The 19,323-nt window shown below is 64.3% G+C and carries 22 protein-coding genes and 2 tRNA genes; 4 read left to right on the top strand and 20 right to left on the bottom strand.

All coding sequences use genetic code 11. The features are described from left to right. The first annotated feature begins 132 nt into the window (after positions 1–132). Together HZZ16_RS27110 and HZZ16_RS27105 are read left to right on the top strand one after the other, a co-directional pair. On the top strand, positions 133–1,236 hold the full coding sequence (locus HZZ16_RS27110; RefSeq protein ID WP_197952886.1) for a DNA topoisomerase IB: 1,104 nt from the start codon (positions 133–135) through the stop codon (positions 1,234–1,236). A 226-nt stretch (positions 1,237–1,462) separates the two neighbouring features. After that, positions 1,463–1,651: a hypothetical protein gene (locus tag HZZ16_RS27105; RefSeq protein WP_197952885.1), complete on the top strand. Its 189-nt coding sequence runs from the start codon at positions 1,463–1,465 to the stop codon at positions 1,649–1,651. A 63-nt stretch (positions 1,652–1,714) separates the two neighbouring features. Here HZZ16_RS27105 and HZZ16_RS27100 read toward each other — a convergent pair whose 3' ends face one another. The 10 genes from HZZ16_RS27100 to HZZ16_RS27055 form a co-directional block, all read right to left on the bottom strand. After that, a complete protein-coding gene (locus tag HZZ16_RS27100; protein ID WP_197952884.1) occupies positions 1,715–1,900 on the bottom strand; it encodes a hypothetical protein in 186 nt (61 codons plus the stop codon). Between the two features lie 593 nt (positions 1,901–2,493). Next, positions 2,494–2,567, bottom strand: a tRNA-Gly gene (locus HZZ16_RS27095). Between the two features lie 114 nt (positions 2,568–2,681). Next, positions 2,682–3,569, bottom strand: coding sequence for a DUF3800 domain-containing protein (locus tag HZZ16_RS27090; protein WP_197952883.1), 888 nt, complete (start codon positions 3,567–3,569; stop codon positions 2,682–2,684). Positions 3,570–3,647: 78 nt separating this feature from the next. Next, positions 3,648–3,725, bottom strand: a tRNA-Pro gene (locus HZZ16_RS27085). A gap of 110 nt (positions 3,726–3,835) precedes the next feature. Beyond that, entirely contained in the window at positions 3,836–4,411 is a 576-nt protein-coding gene (locus HZZ16_RS27080) for a MerR family transcriptional regulator (protein WP_197952882.1), read from the bottom strand. Between the two features lie 24 nt (positions 4,412–4,435). Next, positions 4,436–4,777 (bottom strand): integration host factor subunit alpha, encoded by a 342-nt coding sequence (locus HZZ16_RS27075; protein ID WP_025036680.1) that lies wholly within the window; start codon positions 4,775–4,777, stop codon positions 4,436–4,438. Between the two features lie 132 nt (positions 4,778–4,909). After that, positions 4,910–5,890, bottom strand: coding sequence for a beta-ketoacyl-ACP synthase III (locus HZZ16_RS27070; protein WP_197952881.1), 981 nt, complete (start codon positions 5,888–5,890; stop codon positions 4,910–4,912). After that, on the bottom strand, positions 5,887–6,948 hold the full coding sequence (gene plsX / locus HZZ16_RS27065; protein ID WP_197952880.1) for a phosphate acyltransferase PlsX: 1,062 nt from the start codon (positions 6,946–6,948) through the stop codon (positions 5,887–5,889). The genes HZZ16_RS27070 and plsX overlap by 4 nt, the downstream gene beginning before the upstream one ends. 300 nt (positions 6,949–7,248) lie before the next feature. Beyond that, positions 7,249–7,812 carry a YceD family protein gene (locus tag HZZ16_RS27060; RefSeq protein WP_197952879.1) on the bottom strand — a complete coding sequence of 188 codons (564 nt, stop codon included), beginning with the start codon at positions 7,810–7,812 and terminating at the stop codon, positions 7,249–7,251. Beyond that, positions 7,809–8,360, bottom strand: coding sequence for a ubiquinol-cytochrome C chaperone family protein (locus HZZ16_RS27055; protein ID WP_197952878.1), 552 nt, complete (start codon positions 8,358–8,360; stop codon positions 7,809–7,811). The genes HZZ16_RS27060 and HZZ16_RS27055 overlap by 4 nt, the downstream gene beginning before the upstream one ends. Positions 8,361–8,458: 98 nt before the next feature. Here HZZ16_RS27055 and HZZ16_RS27050 point away from each other — a divergent pair, with 98 nt between their 5' ends. Continuing rightward, positions 8,459–8,944, top strand: coding sequence for an outer membrane protein assembly factor BamE (locus HZZ16_RS27050; protein WP_197952877.1), 486 nt, complete (start codon positions 8,459–8,461; stop codon positions 8,942–8,944). 215 nt (positions 8,945–9,159) lie between these two features. Then, positions 9,160–10,161 carry a Bug family tripartite tricarboxylate transporter substrate binding protein gene (locus tag HZZ16_RS27045; protein WP_197952876.1) on the top strand — a complete coding sequence of 334 codons (1,002 nt, stop codon included), beginning with the start codon at positions 9,160–9,162 and terminating at the stop codon, positions 10,159–10,161. Positions 10,162–10,327: 166 nt separating this feature from the next. Here the strand turns inward: HZZ16_RS27045 and HZZ16_RS27040 are convergent, their stop codons facing one another. The 10 genes from HZZ16_RS27040 to HZZ16_RS26995 all read right to left on the bottom strand — a co-directional run bounded on the left by HZZ16_RS27040 (position 10,328) and on the right by HZZ16_RS26995 (position 19,275). Then, positions 10,328–12,442 (bottom strand): sodium-translocating pyrophosphatase, encoded by a 2,115-nt coding sequence (locus HZZ16_RS27040; protein ID WP_197952875.1) that lies wholly within the window; start codon positions 12,440–12,442, stop codon positions 10,328–10,330. 236 nt (positions 12,443–12,678) lie between these two features. Next, on the bottom strand, positions 12,679–13,671 hold the full coding sequence (thiL, locus tag HZZ16_RS27035) for a thiamine-phosphate kinase (RefSeq protein WP_197952874.1): 993 nt from the start codon (positions 13,669–13,671) through the stop codon (positions 12,679–12,681). A gap of 175 nt (positions 13,672–13,846) precedes the next feature. Next, the gene (gene nusB / locus HZZ16_RS27030; protein ID WP_197952873.1) at positions 13,847–14,344 is read right to left on the bottom strand and encodes a transcription antitermination factor NusB; all 498 of its coding nucleotides are present in this window, start codon (positions 14,342–14,344) and stop codon (positions 13,847–13,849) included. Positions 14,345–14,348: 4 nt separating this feature from the next. Further along, entirely contained in the window at positions 14,349–14,840 is a 492-nt protein-coding gene (gene ribH / locus HZZ16_RS27025) for a 6,7-dimethyl-8-ribityllumazine synthase (protein ID WP_172783457.1), read from the bottom strand. A gap of 111 nt (positions 14,841–14,951) precedes the next feature. Further along, positions 14,952–15,560 (bottom strand): riboflavin synthase, encoded by a 609-nt coding sequence (locus tag HZZ16_RS27020; protein ID WP_197952872.1) that lies wholly within the window; start codon positions 15,558–15,560, stop codon positions 14,952–14,954. Next, the gene (gene ribD, locus HZZ16_RS27015) at positions 15,560–16,708 is read right to left on the bottom strand and encodes a bifunctional diaminohydroxyphosphoribosylaminopyrimidine deaminase/5-amino-6-(5-phosphoribosylamino)uracil reductase RibD (RefSeq protein ID WP_197952871.1); all 1,149 of its coding nucleotides are present in this window, start codon (positions 16,706–16,708) and stop codon (positions 15,560–15,562) included. The genes HZZ16_RS27020 and ribD overlap by 1 nt, the downstream gene beginning before the upstream one ends. After that, positions 16,705–17,187, bottom strand: coding sequence for a transcriptional regulator NrdR (gene nrdR, locus HZZ16_RS27010; RefSeq protein ID WP_011087793.1), 483 nt, complete (start codon positions 17,185–17,187; stop codon positions 16,705–16,707). Before nrdR ends, ribD begins: the two co-directional genes overlap by 4 nt. Before the next feature lie 29 nt (positions 17,188–17,216). After that, positions 17,217–18,515, bottom strand: a complete 1,299-nt coding sequence (gene glyA / locus HZZ16_RS27005) for a serine hydroxymethyltransferase (RefSeq protein ID WP_197952870.1) — start codon at positions 18,513–18,515, stop codon at positions 17,217–17,219. 264 nt (positions 18,516–18,779) lie between these two features. After that, on the bottom strand, positions 18,780–19,001 hold the full coding sequence (locus HZZ16_RS27000) for a hypothetical protein (RefSeq protein ID WP_025036694.1): 222 nt from the start codon (positions 18,999–19,001) through the stop codon (positions 18,780–18,782). A 37-nt stretch (positions 19,002–19,038) separates the two neighbouring features. Continuing rightward, positions 19,039–19,275, bottom strand: coding sequence for a hypothetical protein (locus tag HZZ16_RS26995; RefSeq protein WP_197952869.1), 237 nt, complete (start codon positions 19,273–19,275; stop codon positions 19,039–19,041). Positions 19,276–19,323 lie beyond the last annotated feature (48 nt).

The following is a 19,323-nucleotide window of genomic DNA, read 5'->3' as shown; positions in this document are numbered from 1 at the left end:
TCTCGGAGGCCCCGATCCTGAGCGGCCGCCGCAAAACGAGCCTCGCGGCATCAGAACGGAACCAGCTGGTGTCTTCATCCCTTTACAATTGGCGGAGCCTCGAATCCCAGCGGCGCTTCGAGGGACAGGCTGATGCTCCGACAGACCAGCAACGAAGAACAAGTCCTGGACCGCACCGCCGAGGTGGCGGCCACCATCGCGGAGGAAGGCCTTCGGTACGTCAGCGACTCCGCTCCCGGCTACACACGCAAGCGGACCGGAACCACCTTCAGCTACTACGACAAGGACGGAAAGCGCATCACCGATGCCACGATCATCGGGCGCATCAAGTCCATCGGCATCCCGCCGGCCTACGAATCTGTGTGGATCTGCCCCTCGGCCAACGGTCACATCCAGGCGACCGGGCTGGACGCGCGGGGCCGCAAGCAGTACCGCTACCATGCGAAATGGCGCGAGCTGCGCGACCAGAACAAGTACGAGCATATCATCCAGTTCGCTGCCGCGCTGCCCTCCCTGCGAGAGCGCGTCGCCGCCGACATGAAGCTGGAGGGACTACCCCGCGAGAAGGTGCTGGCCACGATCGTCAGTCTTCTCGAGAAGACATTGATCCGGGTCGGGAACGCCGAATATGCCGAGAAAAACAGGTCCTACGGGCTCACTACCATGCGCCGCAAACACGTCGCGGTGGGGCGCGGCATCCTTCGGTTCGACTTCACCGGGAAGTCGGGCAAGCAATGGAAGCTTCGCGTCGAGGACAAGCGGATAGCCGCGATCGTGAAGCGCTGCGCGGAGATCCCGGGACACGAACTCTTCAAGTATCTGGACGACGACGGCCAGCCCCGCACGGTCGATTCCGGCGACGTCAATGCCTACATCAAGGACATCACGGGCGAGGACTTCAGCGCCAAGGATTTTCGGACCTGGGCGGGCACGGTTCTGGCGGCGTTGGCGCTGGCGGAATCCAAGAAATACGATAGCCAGGCCGAGGCCAAGCGCAACGTCGTCGCCACGATCGAAAGCGTCTCGAAGCAGCTCGGCAACACACCGGCAATCTGCCGCAAGTGCTACGTGCACCCCGAAATCCTGAACGCCTACATGTCCGGTGACCTCGTGAAGATGATTGAAGCCAAGTTCGCGCAGAAGTTCAGGCGCCAGTACGCCAAGCTCACTTCCGACGAGATCATGGTGCTAGCGTTTCTGCGCAAGCGTCTCAATTCTCTGAAGGCCCTCGCCTAGTCTCGCGCACCCGTCTCAGGACGCCTGCGTCTTCTGATCGCTCCTTGGTCGGCTTAAAGAGCTACGTGCTCTCGTCGGCGGAAAGGGAGCCGTTGTAGAGGTGTGGAGTGCTGGGCGTGGCTAGAGCCAGCGGACCGGTCGCGGCGAGCGACATCGCGCTGGTTCGATTGCGATCGCGTTTAGCGCGCTCCCAGCTCAGACCCGTGCACGGCTTGTCGCTGGCGACTTGCTGATTTCGAACCTCGAGGCGCACTCGCACAGCGGAGAACTGCGCATTGCGGCGGCTGCGAATGATGCGGCGGCGCTCAAGGAGGAATTGAAGGACTTCAAACGGAAGATTTCAGAGGCCGGCCGTACGACCTACGCCGCGCGCGTCGGCGCCCACAGTCGCCATTACGCTGTGGATGGCGACTAGCGGGTCAGAGTGGACGCGCGAGCCGTTGCTGATTTAGGCTTAGCCCCCACGAGTCGGAACAGGCTACTTCCATTTTAGTGCTTTGAGCTTAACGATGTCGGCGCCGCTCTCGATAAGTGCGCGGGTTTCTCCCTTCTCAAAGAACGCCGTGCATCCGCCTTCCTCGCGCTCACGGAAGAACTTAACCTGATCGAGATTTACAATCAGCGTGTCGCCCTGCGTATCGGTGACTTTCACGAACGTTGCCATTTGCTGATTCTCATTCTGTTGAAGTATTGGGTAAGGCCGACGTTCGGCCGGCATGAGTTTGGGATCAGGGAAACAGAAACGGGGACCACGTTGGGCCCCCGCTCTGTTCAAGTCAAAAAGTAGACGAAGAGCGCGAGAGCCCGCAGGCATGCGGCCACGTCAACCTTGATTGAACACCGGATCATCACATGCTTTCGCATCTGAATAACTCCGGGTCGCAGCGCGCCACAACCCAAGAGGTTGCGGATTAGCTCCCATCTAACGAATAAGCCGCCGTTGACAGGTCTATCGGCCCACCCTCTGCGAGCTAGCATCGCGTAGGGCAGCGTCGGTGGTGTCCCTATCCACCTTTCGGGTTCACGACCTCCGAGGCCAGCGCGTTTGAGGCGCCGTCCCTTTCGTATCTGATGGATTCAGGCCCGACGTTTACGCGGGGTGCCTCGCCCGGTTCGAAGGGACCACCTCCGAGAGACGAGACCCGCGAATGCAATCCTATGTCTCGAATCAATGGTCGTCGAGGGGCTTCGGATAACCCGAGGACCTGTCCACAGGCAAAAAGGCGAAGGGGTGACTCGGGCGAGTCACCCCTTCTGATCTCCCGGCTGGACTCGAACCAGCAACCTCCGGTTTGGTATACCGGTGCTCTGTCCAGTTGAGCTACGTGAGGTCACAAAGCCCTATCTGGTGAGCCTTTCGTGATGGTTCAAGGATACTCAAGACCTGACAACGAAATAAAGTTGCCGATAGCGATATTGAAACTTTAACCGCGAATCGGCATTGTTCAGCTGGGCTCTGCCCCGAGGTCGCCGTGTGTGGCCGACCCCGCTTCGGCGGGGTTTTTACTATCTGCCACCTGGTTCTCTGGACCATCGAAGCAGTAGTACTTGCTTCCGAGACTTGGCCAATCCCCAGGAGGTAGTTGGCACTCGATCAGCTTTCCGTCTGATTTCAGCCGCTCGTAAGGGCGACAGTCGGGATTGTACCCACCCATGCACATTGGCCAAAGGTAGAGATCAGCGAGCTGCGCCATTGGATGGGATTTGGTCTTGGGATCAAATTCCAACAGCGTCTCGGCAAATTCGGCAGGAGAGAGGGGTCGGTACTTCTCTGATGTGTTCGGATCAAATGGCGGTCCGTGCTTCTTCAGATCCTCGTAGTACCCCTTGAGCACACGATCTTCGGTCTTGTTACAGCGCTCGGGCATCACCCGGAGCCTACACCTTCGCTCCCTCGCGTATTTGGCGGCGCGCTCGACGCTGATGGTGAAGGCGCTTTTGCAAAGCGACCAGCGCTGCCGCCCGTACCTCTCCCGATAGCGGGCGTTATATCCCGGCCGGTCGATCACGCACGCCAGTCCCACGACCGGTGAGGCCATCATGAGCTGGTACAGCTCTTCATAGAAGATATCCCGATCACGCTGTGGTCGCCGCTCCAGCCAGAGAAAACTCTTCGTTCTCGACCGCACTTCGACAGAATGAATGGGCTCAGTGATCCCCCACCTTCGGCAGAATGCCTCGTGAAGCTCGCGTGCCGCGGCCTCATCATCACCGGAAACAAGTACTCCTCCAAGCGCGAACCAGTCATAACCATGCCCGGCTCGCTTGCCCACCTTATGGTCAGGATGTCGCGTTCCTGAATCATCCATATAGAAATTGATGACGTTCGACACCGACCCGACCCGTGGGGAGACGTTACCCTATCCGAAACCCTGATTGAAATCCGGATGCCCTGAAATCCGGCTAAGTGTTGGTCGGAGCGAGAGGATTTGAACCTCCGACCCCTAGTCTCCCAGACTAGTGCGCTAACCGGGCTGCGCCACGCTCCGAATGCCGTTCCATTAGCTAGGATCGCCGCTTTGCGCAAGGCGAGGCCGCAGCATTTTGGTGTATCCGCCCAAAGCTCCCGGAACTGCCCGCAAAGCCGGCGGGCCCAACCCTAGCCGTCCTTCAGGGCCTGATCCAGGATCTCCCGGCAGGCGACGAGGTCGCCGAGGACCCGCTCCAGCCGCTCCCGGTCGAGCGCGCTGGGGCCGGCGGGCGCGGCGCCGCCGCCTTTGCGGAAGGTGGTGAGGATCTCCTCGTCGTCGATCTCGGTGAAGCGGAAGTCGATGCCTTCCTCTTCATCGCCCTGGTAGTCGTCATCGTCGGTGTCGGTGACGCCCTTGATGGGGGCCTCGTCCTCGGGCTCCATCAGGCTCGCGCCGATGGCGTCCTCGATGGCGCCGAACGAGACCGCGGCCGCGCTGTCGGCGAGGCCCTGCACCGATTTGACGCCGTGCTCTTTCAGGATCCGCTGCACCCCGCGGATGGTGTAGCCCTCGCCGTAGAGCAGCCGGCGGATACCCTTGAGCAGATCGACGTCGTCGGGGCGGTAATAGCGGCGGCCGCCGCTGCGCTTCATCGGCTTGATCTGGGAGAAGCGGGTCTCCCAGAACCGCAGCACGTGCTGCGGAATGTCGAGTTCCTGCGCTACTTCGCTGATGGTTCGGAACGCATCCGGCGCCTTGTCCAAATGCCAGTCCTTTCCGAAAGGCGGTTACGCCTCTTCTTGAGCCTTGGTGGCGTCGCCGTTGGTGCGGTGCTGGGCGTTGATCCGCTGCTTCAGGATCGCCGACGGCTTGAACACCATGACGCGGCGCGGCGAGATCGGCACCTCGGTGCCGGTTTTCGGGTTGCGGCCGATGCGCTGGCCCTTCTTGCGCACCATGAACGACCCGAACGAGGACAATTTCACCGTCTCGCCCTTCTCCAGGCAGTCGGTGATCTCCTTCAGCACGAGTTCCACGAAGGCGGACGATTCCGTGCGCGACAGGCCCACCTTCTGGTAGACGGCTTCGCACAGATCGACACGCGTTACGGTTTTGCTGGTCTCGCTCATCGCCCTGCCCCACCTCACGGCGAACAATTCTCGTCTGAAATTATGAGCTTACGATAGTGCGGTCAACACCGCACATCAATGCAGAGCTAGCGATAATCGGCGGTGATTCCGGCAAAATTTTATCGGTGTGGCTTACCAGCGCACCAGCGCGGAGCCCCAGGTGAAGCCGCCGCCCATGGCCTCCAGAAGGACCATGTCGCCTTTCTTGATGCGGCCGTCCTTGCGCGCCACCGCCAGCGCCAGCGGGATCGAGGCCGCCGAGGTGTTGCCGTGACGGTCCACCGTCAGCACCACCTTCTCCGGCGCGATGTGCAGCTTGTGGGCGGAAGCGTCGATGATTCGCTTGTTGGCCTGGTGCGGCACGAACCAGTCGATGCCGTCGGCATTGAGCCCGGTCGCCTCGAAAGCGTCGACAATCACGTCGGTGATCATGCCGACCGCGTGCTTGAAGACCTCGCGGCCCTCCATGCGCAGATGGCCGACGGTCTGGGTCGAGGACGGCCCGCCATCGACGAACAGCTTTGCCTTGTGGCGGCCGTCGGAGCGCAGATGCGTGGTCACGACGCCGCGGTCGGTCGCGGCATTGCCGGGCTGCTCCTGCGCCTCCAGCACCACGGCGCCGGCGCCGTCGCCGAACAGCACGCAGGTGCCGCGGTCGTTCCAGTCGAGGATGCGCGAGAAGGTCTCCGCCCCGATCACCAGCGCGCGCTTGTAGGCGCCGGTGCGCAGGAAATTGTCGGCGGTGGCGAGCGCAAACACGAAGCCCGAGCAAACCGCCTGGAGATCGAAGGCCGCGCCGTGATTGATACCGAGCCCGTGCTGCACGGCGACCGCGGTTGCAGGGAAGGTGTTGTCGGGTGTCGAGGTCGCCAGCACGATCAGCTCGATCGACTGCGCGTCCACGCCGGCATCGTTGAGCGCCGCCTGCGCCGCTCTGATCGCCAAGTGCGAGGTGAACTCGCCCTCGGCCGCGATGTGCCGCTCGCGAATGCCGGTGCGCTGCACGATCCACTCGTCGGAGGTGTCGATGCGCGCCGCCAATTGGGCGTTGGTCACCACCTGCTCCGGCAGATAAGAGCCGCAGCCAAGCACGACCGAACGAATCTGAGTCACGAAACATCCTCCGGCGCGGGCTGCACGAATTTGAGTGCACCACCCTCGCGGTTGAGCATCTGATTGATCTTGTTCAGGAGATCGTAGTGAGCCATCTCATAGCCAACATCGATCGCATAGGCAAAGCCTTCGGCGTTGGTTCCGCCGTGGCTCTTGACCACCACCCCGTTCAGTCCCAGCAGCACGCCGCCATTGGACTTGTTGGGGTCCATCTTGTCGCGCAGGGCCTGGAAGGCGCTGCGGGCGAAGAGGTAGCCGAGCTTGGACATCCAGCTCCGCTGCATCTCATGACGAAGCAATTCCGCCATCTGCCGTGCGGTTCCCTCGGCCGCCTTCAGCGCGATATTGCCGCTGAAGCCTTCGGTGACGATCACGTCGGCCAGCCCCTTGCCGATGCCGTCGCCCTCGACGAAGCCGATATAGTCGAGCTCCGGCAGGTTCCGCGCCCGCAGGATCTCGCTGGCCTCGCGGATCTCCTCGTGGCCTTTGATCTCCTCGGCGCCGATGTTGAGCAGCCCCACCGTGGGCCGTGTCTTGTTGAACAGCACGCTCGCCTTGGCCGCGCCCATCACCGCCATCGACACCAGGTGGTGGGCATCGCCGCCCAGGGTGGCGCCGAGGTCGAGCACGACGGACTCCCCGCGCAGGGTCGGCCAGATCGCCGAGATCGCCGGCCGGTCGATGCCCGGCAGGGTGCGCAGGTGGAAGCGCGCCATCGCCATCAGCGCGCCGGTATTGCCGGCGGAGATCGCGACATCCGCCTCGCCCTTCTTGACCGCATCGATGGCAAGCCACATCGAGGAGGTCTTGCGGCCGCGCCGCAGCGCCTGGCTCGGCTTGTCCTTCATGCTGACGGCGATGTCGGTATGGACGATTTTGGAGGCCGCCTTCAGCTTCGGGTGCTTGTCGAGCTCGGGCTCGATCCTGGCGCGGTCGCCGACCAGTAGGAACTCGGTGTCGCGATGCCGGCCAAGCGAGATAGCGGCGCCCGGAATGACCACGGCGGGGCCGACGTCGCCCCCCATGGCGTCCAGCGCGATGCGAACCTTGCTTGGCATGAAAGTCCTGGAAACCTGGTCTGGTGCGGTCTTGGGATCAGCGGGGCCGCAAAATGGGTTCGCCACCGGGATGGCGGCCGGCCAAGCGCCACGCCGCACCCGGACCAGGGCGCGACAATAGCGTTTTGTACCCCCGAAACAACCTCTTGCCCCCAGCCTTTTGCATTCGGGGCGATCCGGCCGCTGACCGTGGATTTCGCGAGAAATACACTGAAATCAGACAGATAAACAGCTGTCTCAAACCATCGAGGCAAATGGCTCGCGTCTCCTGGCAAGGCGGCCACGAGCGCAAAATGCCCCTCATCGGCCCTTCTTCTTGTCCTGCAATGCCTTCAGCACGGCGAAGGGATGGTCTTCGGGGTCGGGAGCGGTGACCTCCGCCTCGAAAACGGCCCCGTCCTTGCGGGGATAGGGATCGATCGCCAGGAACAGGGCGTCGGTGGCGAGCCGGCCGAGGTCGATGATGCCGCCGGTGATCGGCTCGGGCGGGTCGGCAATCTCGCGCGGCGCCTCGTCGTCCTGCCCCTCCTCGATCAGATCGGCCAGCCGGCGCGCCTCGGCCTCGGGGGCGAACATCAGATCCACCTCCTCCTCGATCTCGCTCTCGATGGGATCCAGCGTGACGACGCAGGTCTGGCCGATCCGGCCCCGAACCAGGCCCGTGACCTGGACCCGCCCACCGCTTTTCGGCACGACATCGAAGCTGGCATGGGCGGACAGGATCTCGCGCAAACCCGCAACCTCCGCCATCGCCTGTCGCTCGGCTGCCGAGGCGTCGAGCTCGCGATGCAGCCCGGCGTCCGGGATCTGCGCAACGATGACGGGCGCCCGCCAGGGATCGCGCTCGGTATCTGGTCGGCTCATGGCGTGACATCCTCTGGCAGCGCCGGGGGAAACTTGAAGGACGCGCGCAGCAGTGCGGCCTCGTCGGTCCGGCCAAGAGCGGCCTCGCTGGCCCTCGCATAAGCCGCGAGTTGCTTCGCTTGGTCGAAGCCGGTCCCATTCAAGATATTCTTGCAGATCGCCGACGCCAGCGCCTCGCCGCCGGCTTCCATCGCATGGTCATAGGCCTGGACGCGGCCATAGAAAGCCTCGCCGAAGGCCCGCATCCGCTTCGGCACGGTCTGGTCGCCGACCCCCATCTCGCGCAGATTGTCGTCCATGTCCTCGCAGAAGCGGTCGAACAGCGCCTGCGACAGCTCCGTGGCGCCCTGAACCGCGCGCAGACGACGCAGCAACAGCCAGAGATGCAGCAGCAACAGGTCGAAACGCCCGTTAACCGTATCGGGCACGCCCAAGTCCCGGTAAAACATGGGTTCTCGCGCCTGCGTCACGATCATGCCATAGATGGCCTCAATGGTGCCGGGCGGGGTTCGCCGGGGTTTCCTGAAGTGATTGAACGGCCAAAGCATTGTGGTTTCCGCAAGCGGGCGCGCGCGAGTTGCATTCAGACGCCCAGCCCGGTACTTCAGCGCCTCGCGCGACGCAAGGGGACGGAATCAGTTCCGCTATGACGACAACGAACGAGAATAGCCTGCGCGCGGACATGCGGCGCGGCCTTCATGCATGCTGGCGCGCCCTGCGCATTCTCGCGGCCATCGCCGTGGTCGGCGTCGCGCTTGCGGCCTGCACCGGCGAGCAGTTCCAGAAGGGCTACATCCTGCCGCCCGGCGCGCTCGAGCAGATTCCGATCGGCGCGAGCCAGGATCAGGTGCTGATCGTGATGGGCACGCCTTCGACGGTCGCGACCCTCGACGGTGAAGTGTTCTACTACATCTCGCAGCGCTCGGAGCGCCCGGTTGCCTTCATGAACCAGAGGGTGGTGGATCAGCGCGTCATCGCTGTCTATTTCGACAAGAGCCGGCGCGTGCGCCGGCTGGCGAATTACGGTCTCCAGGACGGCAAGATCTTTGACTTCATCAGCCGCACCACGCCCACGTCGGGTCAGGAGATGAGCTACCTCACCCCGCTGTTCAAGCTGCTCAGCTTCAACTGAGGCCGTCGAAGGATTCGATCGAAGCGGCCTGTTGCTGCGCATCGAGTACGCGCGTCCAGCGAGCCTCCAGAGCCGCTTAATTCCATCGCAAGGTAAATGAGCTTGCGCCTGCGTCGTCGTGCCGCCCTCTGCGCGGCACTTGTGGTCGCGCGCGACTTGCGGTCGCACGTGCTGTTCCCTACGCTTCCCGCAAAGCAAGAAGCAGGAGTAGATTCGTGCCTAAGCCTTTGTTGTCCCGCCGTCGTGTGCTCGCCGGTGCTGCCGGCCTTTCGGCCGCAGCGATTCTGCCGCGATCGAGCCTTGCCGACTGGAAGCCCACTGAAAACGTTCGTCTCATCGTGCCGGCCGCAGCCGGCGGCTCGACCGACGTGATGGGCCGGCTCCTGGCCGCGCATCTGCAAACCGCCTGGGGCCAGTCGGCCGTGGTGGAGAACCGCTCCGGCGGCGGCGGCACGATCGGCACCGCTGAGGCCGTGCGCGCCAAGCCGGATGGTCACACCATCCTGGTCGGCAACCCCGGCCCGAACGCGATCGCCTACAGCATCTTCAAGAACCTCAGCTACAAGCCGGACCAGCTTCAGCCGGTCTCGAACATGATCCGGATTCCGAACATCGTCTCGGCGCATCCGAAGACCGGCATCAAGACGATTCCCGAGCTGATCGCATATCTGAAGGCCAATCCGGACAAGCTCAGCTACGCCTCCTCCGGCGTCGGCCAGAGCCCGCACCTCACCGGCGCCTGGTTCCTCCAGCTCACCGGCCTGAAGATGACGCACATCCCGTTCCGCGGCGCCGGCCCGGCGCTGCAGGCCGCCCTCGCCGGCGACATCCAGATCCTGTTCGACAACCTCTATCCGAGCCTGCCGCAGGTGCAGAACGGCACGCTCAACGGTCTGTGCGTCACCACGCCCGAGCGCAGCGACCTCGCGAAAGACCTGCCAACCATGCGCGAGAGCGCGCCGGAGCTGGCGAATTTCGACGTGTCCTCCTGGTTCGCCGTCTTCCTGCCGAAGGGCGCCTCGCCCGAGGTGCTGGGTGCGCTCAATCTCCAAGTCAAGGCGATGCTGGAGCGCGAGGACGTCAAGAAGCAGATCGCCGCCATGGGCGCCCGCGCCGACTACGGCACGCCGGAGCAGTTCGCCGCCTTCGTGGATTCCGAGACGAAGAAATTCGCCGGCATCATTCAGAAGGAAGGCCTGCAGATGGAGGTGCAGTAGGTCTCTCCCTCGTCATTGCGAGCGAAGCGAAGCAATCCAGATTGTCTCTGCGGAACGATTCTGGATTGCTTCGTCGCAAGAGCTCCTCGCAATGACGTGGTGAGCGCGTCGGATCACCAAAACCCCGCGGTTTGCACCGCGGGGTTTTGTCTTTCACCAGCGCGGCTCAGTGCGCCAGGATGGCCAGCAGCAGCAGGGCCACGATGTTGGTGATCTTGATCATCGGGTTCACCGCGGGTCCCGCCGTGTCCTTGTAGGGATCGCCGACGGTGTCGCCGGTCACAGCGGACTTGTGGGCATCAGAGCCCTTGCCGCCGAAATGACCGTCCTCGATGTACTTCTTGGCGTTATCCCAGGCGCCGCCGCCCGAGGTCATAGAGATCGCGACGAACAGGCCCGTCACGATCACGCCAAGCAGCATGGCGCCGACGGCCGAGAACGCCGCCGACTTGCCGGCCGCGCCGCCGCCCGCGATCGCATAGATCAGGAAATAGACGACGATCGGCGACAGCACCGGCAGCAGCGAGGGGATGATCATCTCCTTGATTGCCGCACGGGTCAGCAGGTCGACCGCCTTGCCGTAGTCCGGCTTGTCGGTGCCCTGCATGATGCCCGGCTTCTCACGGAACTGGCGGCGGACCTCCTCGACGATCGCGCCGGCCGCACGGCCGACCGCCGTCATGCCCAGCGCGCCGAACAGGTACGGCAACAGACCACCGAACAGCAGGCCCACAACAACGTAAGGATTGTTCAGCGAGAAGTCCGGATTGACGCCCTGGAAGTAGGCATTCTTGCCGGCAATGAAGAACTTGAGATCTTCATTGTAAGCCGCGAACAGCACGAGGGCGCCGAGACCGGCGGAGCCGATCGCGTAGCCTTTCGTCACCGCCTTGGTGGTGTTGCCGACCGCATCGAGCGCGTCGGTCGACTTGCGCACCTCCTTCGGCAGGCCCGCCATCTCGGCAATGCCGCCGGCGTTGTCGGTGACGGGGCCGAAGGCGTCGAGGGCGACGATCATGCCGGCCAGCGCCAACATGGTGGCGGTCGCGATCGCGATGCCGAACAGCCCGGCGAGGCTGTAGGTGACCAGGATGCCGGCGATGATCACGATCGCGGGCAGCGCGGTCGCCTCCATCGAGACGGCGAGGCCCTGGATCACGTTGGTGCCGTGACCGGTCACCGAGGCCTGGGCGATCGATTTCACCGGACGATAGTCGGTGCCGGTGTAGTATTCGGTGATCCAGATGATCAGCGCGGTGACGACGAGACCGACGACGCCGCACTCGAACAGCGCTATGCCGGTGTAGTTGACGCCGTCGAGCTTGCCGAAGCCGATCAGGTAGTAGATCACCAGGGCGATGCCGATCAGCGACAGGATGCCGGTCGCGATCAGGCCCTTGTAGAGCGCGCCCATGATCGACTGGCTCGGCCCGAGCTTGACGAAGAAGGTGCCGATGATCGAGGTGATGATGCAGATGCCGCCGATCGCGAGCGGCAGCGTCATCATGTTGGCGAGGATCGGCGTCTTGGCGAAGAAGATCGCCGCCAGGACCATGGTGGCGACCGCGGTCACCGCATAGGTCTCGAACAGGTCGGCGGCCATGCCGGCGCAGTCGCCGACGTTGTCGCCGACATTGTCGGCGATGGTCGCCGGATTGCGCGGATCGTCCTCGGGGATGCCGGCCTCGACCTTGCCGACGAGGTCGCCGCCGACATCCGCACCCTTGGTGAAGATGCCGCCGCCGAGACGGGCGAAGATCGAGATCAGCGAGGCGCCGAAGCCGAGCGCCACCAGGGCGTCGACGACGGTGCGGCTGTCGGGTGCGAGCTTCAGCGAATGCACCAGGAAGCCGAAATAGAGGGTCACGCCCAGCAGCGCGAGACCGGCGACCAGAAGGCCGGTGATGGCGCCCGCCTTGAAGGCGAGTTCGAGGCCGCCGGCCAGCGACGTCGTTGCGGCCTGAGCGGTGCGTACATTGGCGCGGACCGAGACGTTCATGCCGATGAAGCCCGCAGCGCCGGACAGGATCGCGCCGATGGCGAAACCGATCGCGACATAGAGCCCGAGGAAATAGGCAAGCAGCAAGAAGATGACGATGCCGACGATACCGATCGTCGTGTACTGGCGCCGGAGATACGCCTGTGCGCCTTCGCGCACCGCCCCTGCGATCTCCTGCATGCGCGGCGACCCCGCATCCGCGCCCAATACCGAAGACGTCGCCCAAATCGCGTAGGCGACGGAAAGCGCTCCGCAGAGCACTATCAACCATAATGCTGTCATGTGATGTTTGCCTCAGATCCTTGATGTACCCCCGGCGCCTTTTGTTGTCCGTCGTGCGGTGCAGCGCCTTGATTTTGAACAAAGCCGCCCCCTTGCCCTTAAGAGGCGGCTCCAGTCGGCCGCGAGCTTGCCAAAATCAAATTGAGGGTGCAACGCCGGATGAGGCCGAAAAGGCCGATCTCGGCAGGTATTTAGGACCAAGTGCTGAGAACTAAGATGCCGGTTTGGAGCAATTCCTAGAAGTGGCTGTAGGACAGCCGCGTCAAAAGCAGGTCCTGGCCCTGCCCGTCCAGGAAGTGCAGCGGCTTCTGCCCCTCCGTGATCGTACCGACTACGGTCACGGCAACGCCCAGGGACAGCCCCGCGGCAATCAGCGCGTCGCATTGTGCCGGCGGAGCTGTGCAGAGCACCTCGTAGTCATCGCCGCCCGCAAGCAGCGTCTGGACAGACGCGACGTTGCGGGCGCAGAGGCCGGCTGCCGCGGCCGAGAGCGGCAGGCTCGTCACGTCGACCGAAGCCGAGACCCCGGAGGCAGCGCAGAGCTTGGTCAGATCGCCGGCGAGGCCGTCGGAGACGTCCATGGCCGCGGTGGCATGATCGCGCATGGACCGCGCCAGCACGTTGCGCGGCTGCGGCACCCGATAGCGCGAGACCAGAAAATCCCGTGCCGCGGGATCGGATGTCAGCGCGCTGGCGGCAGCGCCGCCTTTGAGTACGTCGAGGCCGAGCGCGGCATCACCGATCGTGCCCGTCACCAGGACGCGGTCGCCCGGCCTTGCGCCGGTGCGGCCGATCATCCGCCCCCGAGGCACGCGGCCGAAGGCGGTGATCGAGATCATCTGCGGGCCCGGCGTCGACACCGTGTCGCCGCCGAGCAGAGGACAAGCGAAGGTCTTGGCGTCCTCGCCCAGCGCGTCCGCAAAGGGACGGAGCCAGGGATCTTCCTGGCTGCGCAGCGCCAGCGTCAGCACGAAGCCTGCTGGCGTCGCTCCTTTCGCCGCGAGATCGGACAGGTTCACGCGCAGCGCCTTGCGCGCGATGGTGTCAGGCGGATCGCCGGCAAGATAGTGCACGCCCTCGACCACGGCGTCAGTGGTGACGACGATATCCTCGCCGGAAGAGGACAGGACCGCAGCGTCGTCGACGAGCCCGAACGCGCCGGGATCGGTCGCCAGCGGCTTGAAATAGCGTGCGATGAGGGAGTCTTCGCCGGAGGGATTGTTTGCCATCAGCGCCAGCCACATCCACCGCTGTCATCGCCCGGCTCGACCGGGCGATCCAGTATTCCAGAGACCATCGTGTGAGCCTGAAAGGCCGCGGCGTACTGGATCCCCCGCCTTCGCGGGTGATGACAGTGGAATATGGGGCAGCCGTCTCGCATCATTTCACCGCCCTCGCGGGAAACTACCCCCGCCCGAACTCGTCGCCACGAAACTGTCGGCCGATCTGGTCGAGCACCGCGTTGACCATGCCGGTCTCCTCGCGATCGACGAAGGCATTGGCGACGTCGACATATTCGGAGACCACCACCCGGCCCGGCACGTCCTTGCGGTGCTGGAGCTCATAGGCGCCTGCCCGCAGCACCGCCCGCAGGATCGCTTCGATCCGCTTGAGCGGCCAGCCCTTCGACAGCGCCTCGTCGATGAGGGGATCCAGCTTCTTCTGGTCGCGGACGACGCCCGAGACGACATCGCGAAAGAAAGCCGCTTCCGCCGGCAGATACGTGTCGCCCTCGACCTCGTTGCCGAGCCAGTGGCTTTCGAACTCGGCAAAGATGTCGTTGATGCCGGCACCGGCGATGTCCATCTGGTACAGCGCCTGCACGGCTGCGAGCCGCGCCGCACCGCGCCGGTTCGCCTTCTTCTCGACAGCGCCTGTCGGCTTTTTGGTGTTCTCGGCCATGGCTTCAGGCCTGCGCCAGGCGACGCTTGATGCGCAGCATCGCAAGCGCGGCGCGCGCGGCATCGCCGCCCTTGTTCAGCTCGCTGGCGCGCGCTCGCGCCCAGGCCTGCGCCTCGGTGTTGACAGTGAGGATGCCGTTGCCGAGCGGCAGCTTCCGCGCCACGGCGAGGTCCATCAGCGCGCGCGAGGATTCTTGCGAGACGATCTCGAAATGAATGGTGTCGCCGCGGATCACGCAGCCAAGCGCGATCACCGCGTCATACGGCTTGCCGTTCGCGGCCGCGGCATCGACCGCGATGGCGACTGCCGCGGGGATCTCCAGCGCGCCGGGAACCGTGATAACGTCATGGGTCAGGCCGGCCGCCTTCAGCTCGGCGACCGCGCCGTCCAGCAGCGCGTCCTGGAGATCGTCATAGAACCGCGCCTCGACTACAAGCGCGCGTGCGCCGGAAATGTCGGTCTGGTCCTTCAGGGGTGCGCGCCGCGCGTCTGCCATCGTCAACCTATTCTGTCATTGCCGGGCTTGACCCGGCAATCGATCGGGCAAGCCCCTCTTAAGAGGATGGATGCGCGGGTCAAGCCCGCGCATGACGATCTTCAATCGCCGTTACGTCATTTCCGTCAGCCGCGCCGCGTAGCGGGCCATCAGGTCGACCTCGATATTGACCTCATCTCCCGCCTTCCAGCCGCCTATTGTCGTGACATCAAGCGTGTGCGGAATGATCAGCACCGAAAAGGTCACGTCTGCAACCGTATTGATCGTCAGCGAGACGCCGTCGAGCGTGATCGAGCCCTTGGTGGCGATGAACCGTGCCAGCTCCCGTGTCGTCGAGAGCACGAACCGCGCCATATCCGGCAAGTCCTCGCGGCTGACGATGGTTGCAATGCCATCGGCATGGCCGGCGACGATATGGCCGCCGAGCTCGTCGCCGATCTTCAGCGCGCGCTCGAGGTTGAGCCTGGTGCCGACCTTCCAGTGCTTGGCCGTCGTCAGCGCCAGCGTCTCGGCCGCAGTATCGACGTCGAACCACGTCCTGCCGTCCGTGATGCCCGAGCCAACCACGGTCAGGCAGACGCCGTTGCAGGCGATCGAGGCGCCGTCCGCAATCGTGCTCTGATCGTAGCGGCAAGCGATCCGCAGCCGGTGCAGCTGCCCCTGCGCCGTTGGCGTGAAGCTGACGATCTCGCCGATATCGGTGACAATGCCGGTGAACATTACGCGCGCTCGTAGATGGTGAGAGTATCCTTGCCGCAGGTCTCGCTAGCATGAACCTTATAGGCCGGCGACTGCGTGATTTTCGACAGGGGCAATGCATCGAGCGCATCGACGCCGCCTTCGCCGACCGCTTCCGCGCCGCGGAACAGCCAGATCTCGTCGACGAGATCGGCCGCGACGAACGATGCCGCAACACGGCTGCCGCCCTCGACCATCAGCCGCGTGATGCCCTTCTCCGCCAGCGCGTGCAGCACGGCCGAAAGATCGAGCCCGGATGCACTACCCGGAGGCATGCGCACGATTTGCGCACCGGCCGCGCCAAGGCGCGTCGCGGCGGCCGCTTCCGCGAGCTCGGAACCGATCACCCAAAGCGGCGTCTCGCGCGCGGATCGAACCAGCTGGCTCGATGCTGGTATGCGCAGGCTCCGGTCGAGCACCACACGCACCGGCGAGCGCGCCGCCATGCCCGGCAGGCGGCAGTTGAGCTGCGGATCATCCGCCAGCACCGTGCCGATGCCGACCAGGATGGCGTCGCTTTGCGCGCGGAGCAGATGCACGCGATTGCGTGCCGCCGCCCCCGTGATCGCAAGCGGCTTGCCGCCGGGCGCACCGATCTTGTCGTCGGGCGAGACCGCGAGCTTCAGGATCACATGCGGACGCTGGTCCCGGATGCGGCGGAAATGTCCGGCATGATCGAACGCGGCCTCCGCCGCGCACAGACCGACGTCCACATTGATGCCGGAGGCGCGCAGGCGCGCATGGCCCTGGCCCGCCACTTCCGGATTGGGGTCCTCGATCGCCGCCACCACGCGCTTGATGCCGGCGGCGATCACCGCATCGGCGCAAGGCGGCGACTTGCCGAAATGCGAGCACGGCTCCAGCGTGACATAGAGCGTGGCGCCCCGCGCCGCTTCGCCCGCCCGCCGCAACGCTTCGGGCTCGCCATGCGGCCGTCCGCCGGGCTGGGTCCAGCCGCGGCCGACGATGACGCCGTCCTTGACGATGACGGCGCCCACGGCCGGGTTGGGCCAGGTCCGGCCCTGCGCGCGCCGACCGAGCGCGAGCGCCAGCTCCATGAAACGGCGATCAGCCTCCTTGGCCTCGCGGGCCTTCTGCGCGAACTGGTCTTCCAGGATGCGGAAGATCATTTGCGGATCGCGGCGAGCCGCGCTTCCTCCTCGCCGGAGAGCTCGCCGAGCACGTCGGCGAAATCCTTGGCCTCGCGGAAATTGCGGTACACCGAGGCAAAGCGCACATAGGCGACGTCGTCGAGCGTGCGCAGATGCTCCATCACGGTCTCGCCGATCACCTCCGAGGAGATCTCGGCCTCACCCCCGGTCTCGAGCTCGCGCACGATGGTGGAGACCATCTTCTCCACACGCTCCGGCTCGACCTGCCGCTTGCGAAGTGAAATCTGCACCGAGCGCATCAGCTTGTCGCGATCGAACGGCACGCGGCGGCCGTTGCGCTTGATCACCGTGAGCTCGCGCAGCTGCACGCGCTCGAAGGTGGTGAAGCGAAAATTGCAGGCGACGCACACGCGCCGCCTGCGGATCACAGACGAGTCCTCGGTCGGACGCGAGTCCTTTACCTGCGTATCGAGACTGTTGCAGTTCGGGCAGCGCATCCGTGTACCTTGAAAGGTTTTCTTGGACTTTACTGGTAGATCGGGAACCGGTCGGTGAGCGCCTTGACCCGTTCCTTGATCGCAGCTTCCACCAGCGGCGCCTTGCCGTCGGAGGATTGCGCGATGGCGTTCAGGACCTCGGCGATCATGCCGCCCACCTGCTGGAATTCGGCCACGCCGAACCCGCGGCTGGTCGCAGCCGGCGTGCCGAGCCGAATGCCCGAGGTGACGAAGGGCGATTCCGGGTCGAACGGAATGCCGTTCTTGTTGCAAGTGATGGCCGCGCGAACCAGCGCCTTCTCCGAGACGTTGCCCTTCAGGCCCTTCGGCCGGAGATCGACCAACATCAGATGATTGTCGGTGCCGCCGGAGACGATATCGAGACCATGGCCTTTCAGCGTCTCGGCCAGGGCCTTGGCGTTCTCGACGACGTTCTTGGCGTAGACCTTGAAATCCGGACGCAGCGCTTCGCCGAAGGCGACCGCCTTCGCCGCAATCACATGCATCAAAGGACCGCCCTGCAGGCCCGGGAAGATCGCCGAGTTGAGCTTCTTGGTCAGCGTCTCGTCATTCCACAGCATCAGGCCGCCACGCGGACCGCGCAACGATTTGTGCGTCGTGGTGGTGGTGACGTGCGCGTACGGTACCGGGGAAGCATGCGCGCCGCCGGCGACGAGCCCGGCGAAATGCGCCATGTCGACCAGGAGGTACGCCCCGACGCTGTCTGCGATCTCGCGGAAGCGTTTGAAGTCCCAGGCGCGCGAATAGGCCGAGCCGCCGGCGATGATCAGTTTGGGCTTGACCTCTTCGGCCTGCTTGGCCACCGCATCCATGTCGATGATCTGGTCCTCGCGGCGCACGGTGTAGTGCGCGGCCTTGAACCACTTGCCGCTCATGTTAACGGGCGAGCCATGGGTGAGATGGCCGCCGGCGGCGAGATCGAGACCCATGAAGGTGTCGCCGGGCTGCAGCAGCGCCAGGAACACCGCCTGGTTCATCTGGCTGCCGGAGTTCGGCTGCACGTTGGCGAAATTGGCGCCGAACAGCTTCTTGGCGCGATCGATCGCAAGGTTCTCGGCGACGTCGACCCACTCACAACCGCCGTAATAACGCGCGCCCGGATAACCTTCCGCGTATTTGTTGGTCATGACCGAACCCTGCGCTTCCAGCACGGCCCGGCTGACGATGTTCTCGGAGGCGATCAACTCGATCTCGTGGCGCTGCCGGCCGAGCTCGCCCTTGATGGCGGCGGCGATTTCCGGATCGGCCCCCTCGAGCGAGGCGGTGAAAAACGAATCGGGCGCGGAGGCGGTCTTGGGTGCGGTCATCTTGCGAATATCTCCACCGCCGCAGCCTTGTCGCGGGCTACGGGCGGGTCTGGTGTGGCGGTCGGAAGCACGCGCGATCTACCACATCGCCCGCAACAGGCCAAGCATTTGCGGGTCGGGCCTGATATTTATGCAAGATATGGTGGGATTGGGGATATTCAGCCCGGGAGCGGTTTTGCGAGACTGCTCCCTGTCGATATCCCGGCTGGGGCCGCTTTGGGCCGGATTTTTTGCCGGCTGCTGTCAGGCGCAGCCGGCGTCCTTCTACAGCCCCGTATACCCCGCTTTCACCGGGTCGACGCTGCCGTCGAGCTGGCGCAAGTAGGTCAGGCCGCAGACGGTCAACCTGTGGGTGTCGGTCTCGCCGGCTTCCATCAGGATGTTGAGGTAGTTCGTGACCTTTTCACGCGCCTCGGCGCTGGCCGCCGCGGTGCGGTTGGCGAGCAGGTCATAGGTCTGCATGATGCGGTCAATGGCAGCTTCCATAGCATCCTCTGGTTGGTCGGGATCTTGGGGGTTTTGATCAGGCAACCGCTCTGGCCTCGGTCTGCGTCTGGAACCGGGCGATCGCCTTGTTGGCCAGCCTGATCTTGTTGAATTCGCCCTGCTGGAGCAGCTTGACGATCAGGTGAAGCAGGCGGTCGTCGGTGACGAGAGTGTCCGGTATCGCGCCGGAGCGGCGAAGGTAGTTCGCGGCGATGGCGTAGGCATCGCTGACGAGTTCCACGTTCATCACCCGAAGCCCGCGTTCGACCAGCATCGCCGTTTCTCCGATCCGAAGGAGATAAGCGCCGAGCCCGGAACTTGT

The sequence above is a fragment of the Bradyrhizobium glycinis genome, assembly GCF_016031655.1.
GTDB lineage: Bacteria > Pseudomonadota > Alphaproteobacteria > Rhizobiales > Xanthobacteraceae > Bradyrhizobium > Bradyrhizobium glycinis.
Note: the sequence above shows the minus strand (reverse complement) of the source record. Positions and strands in the feature narration are given on the sequence as shown.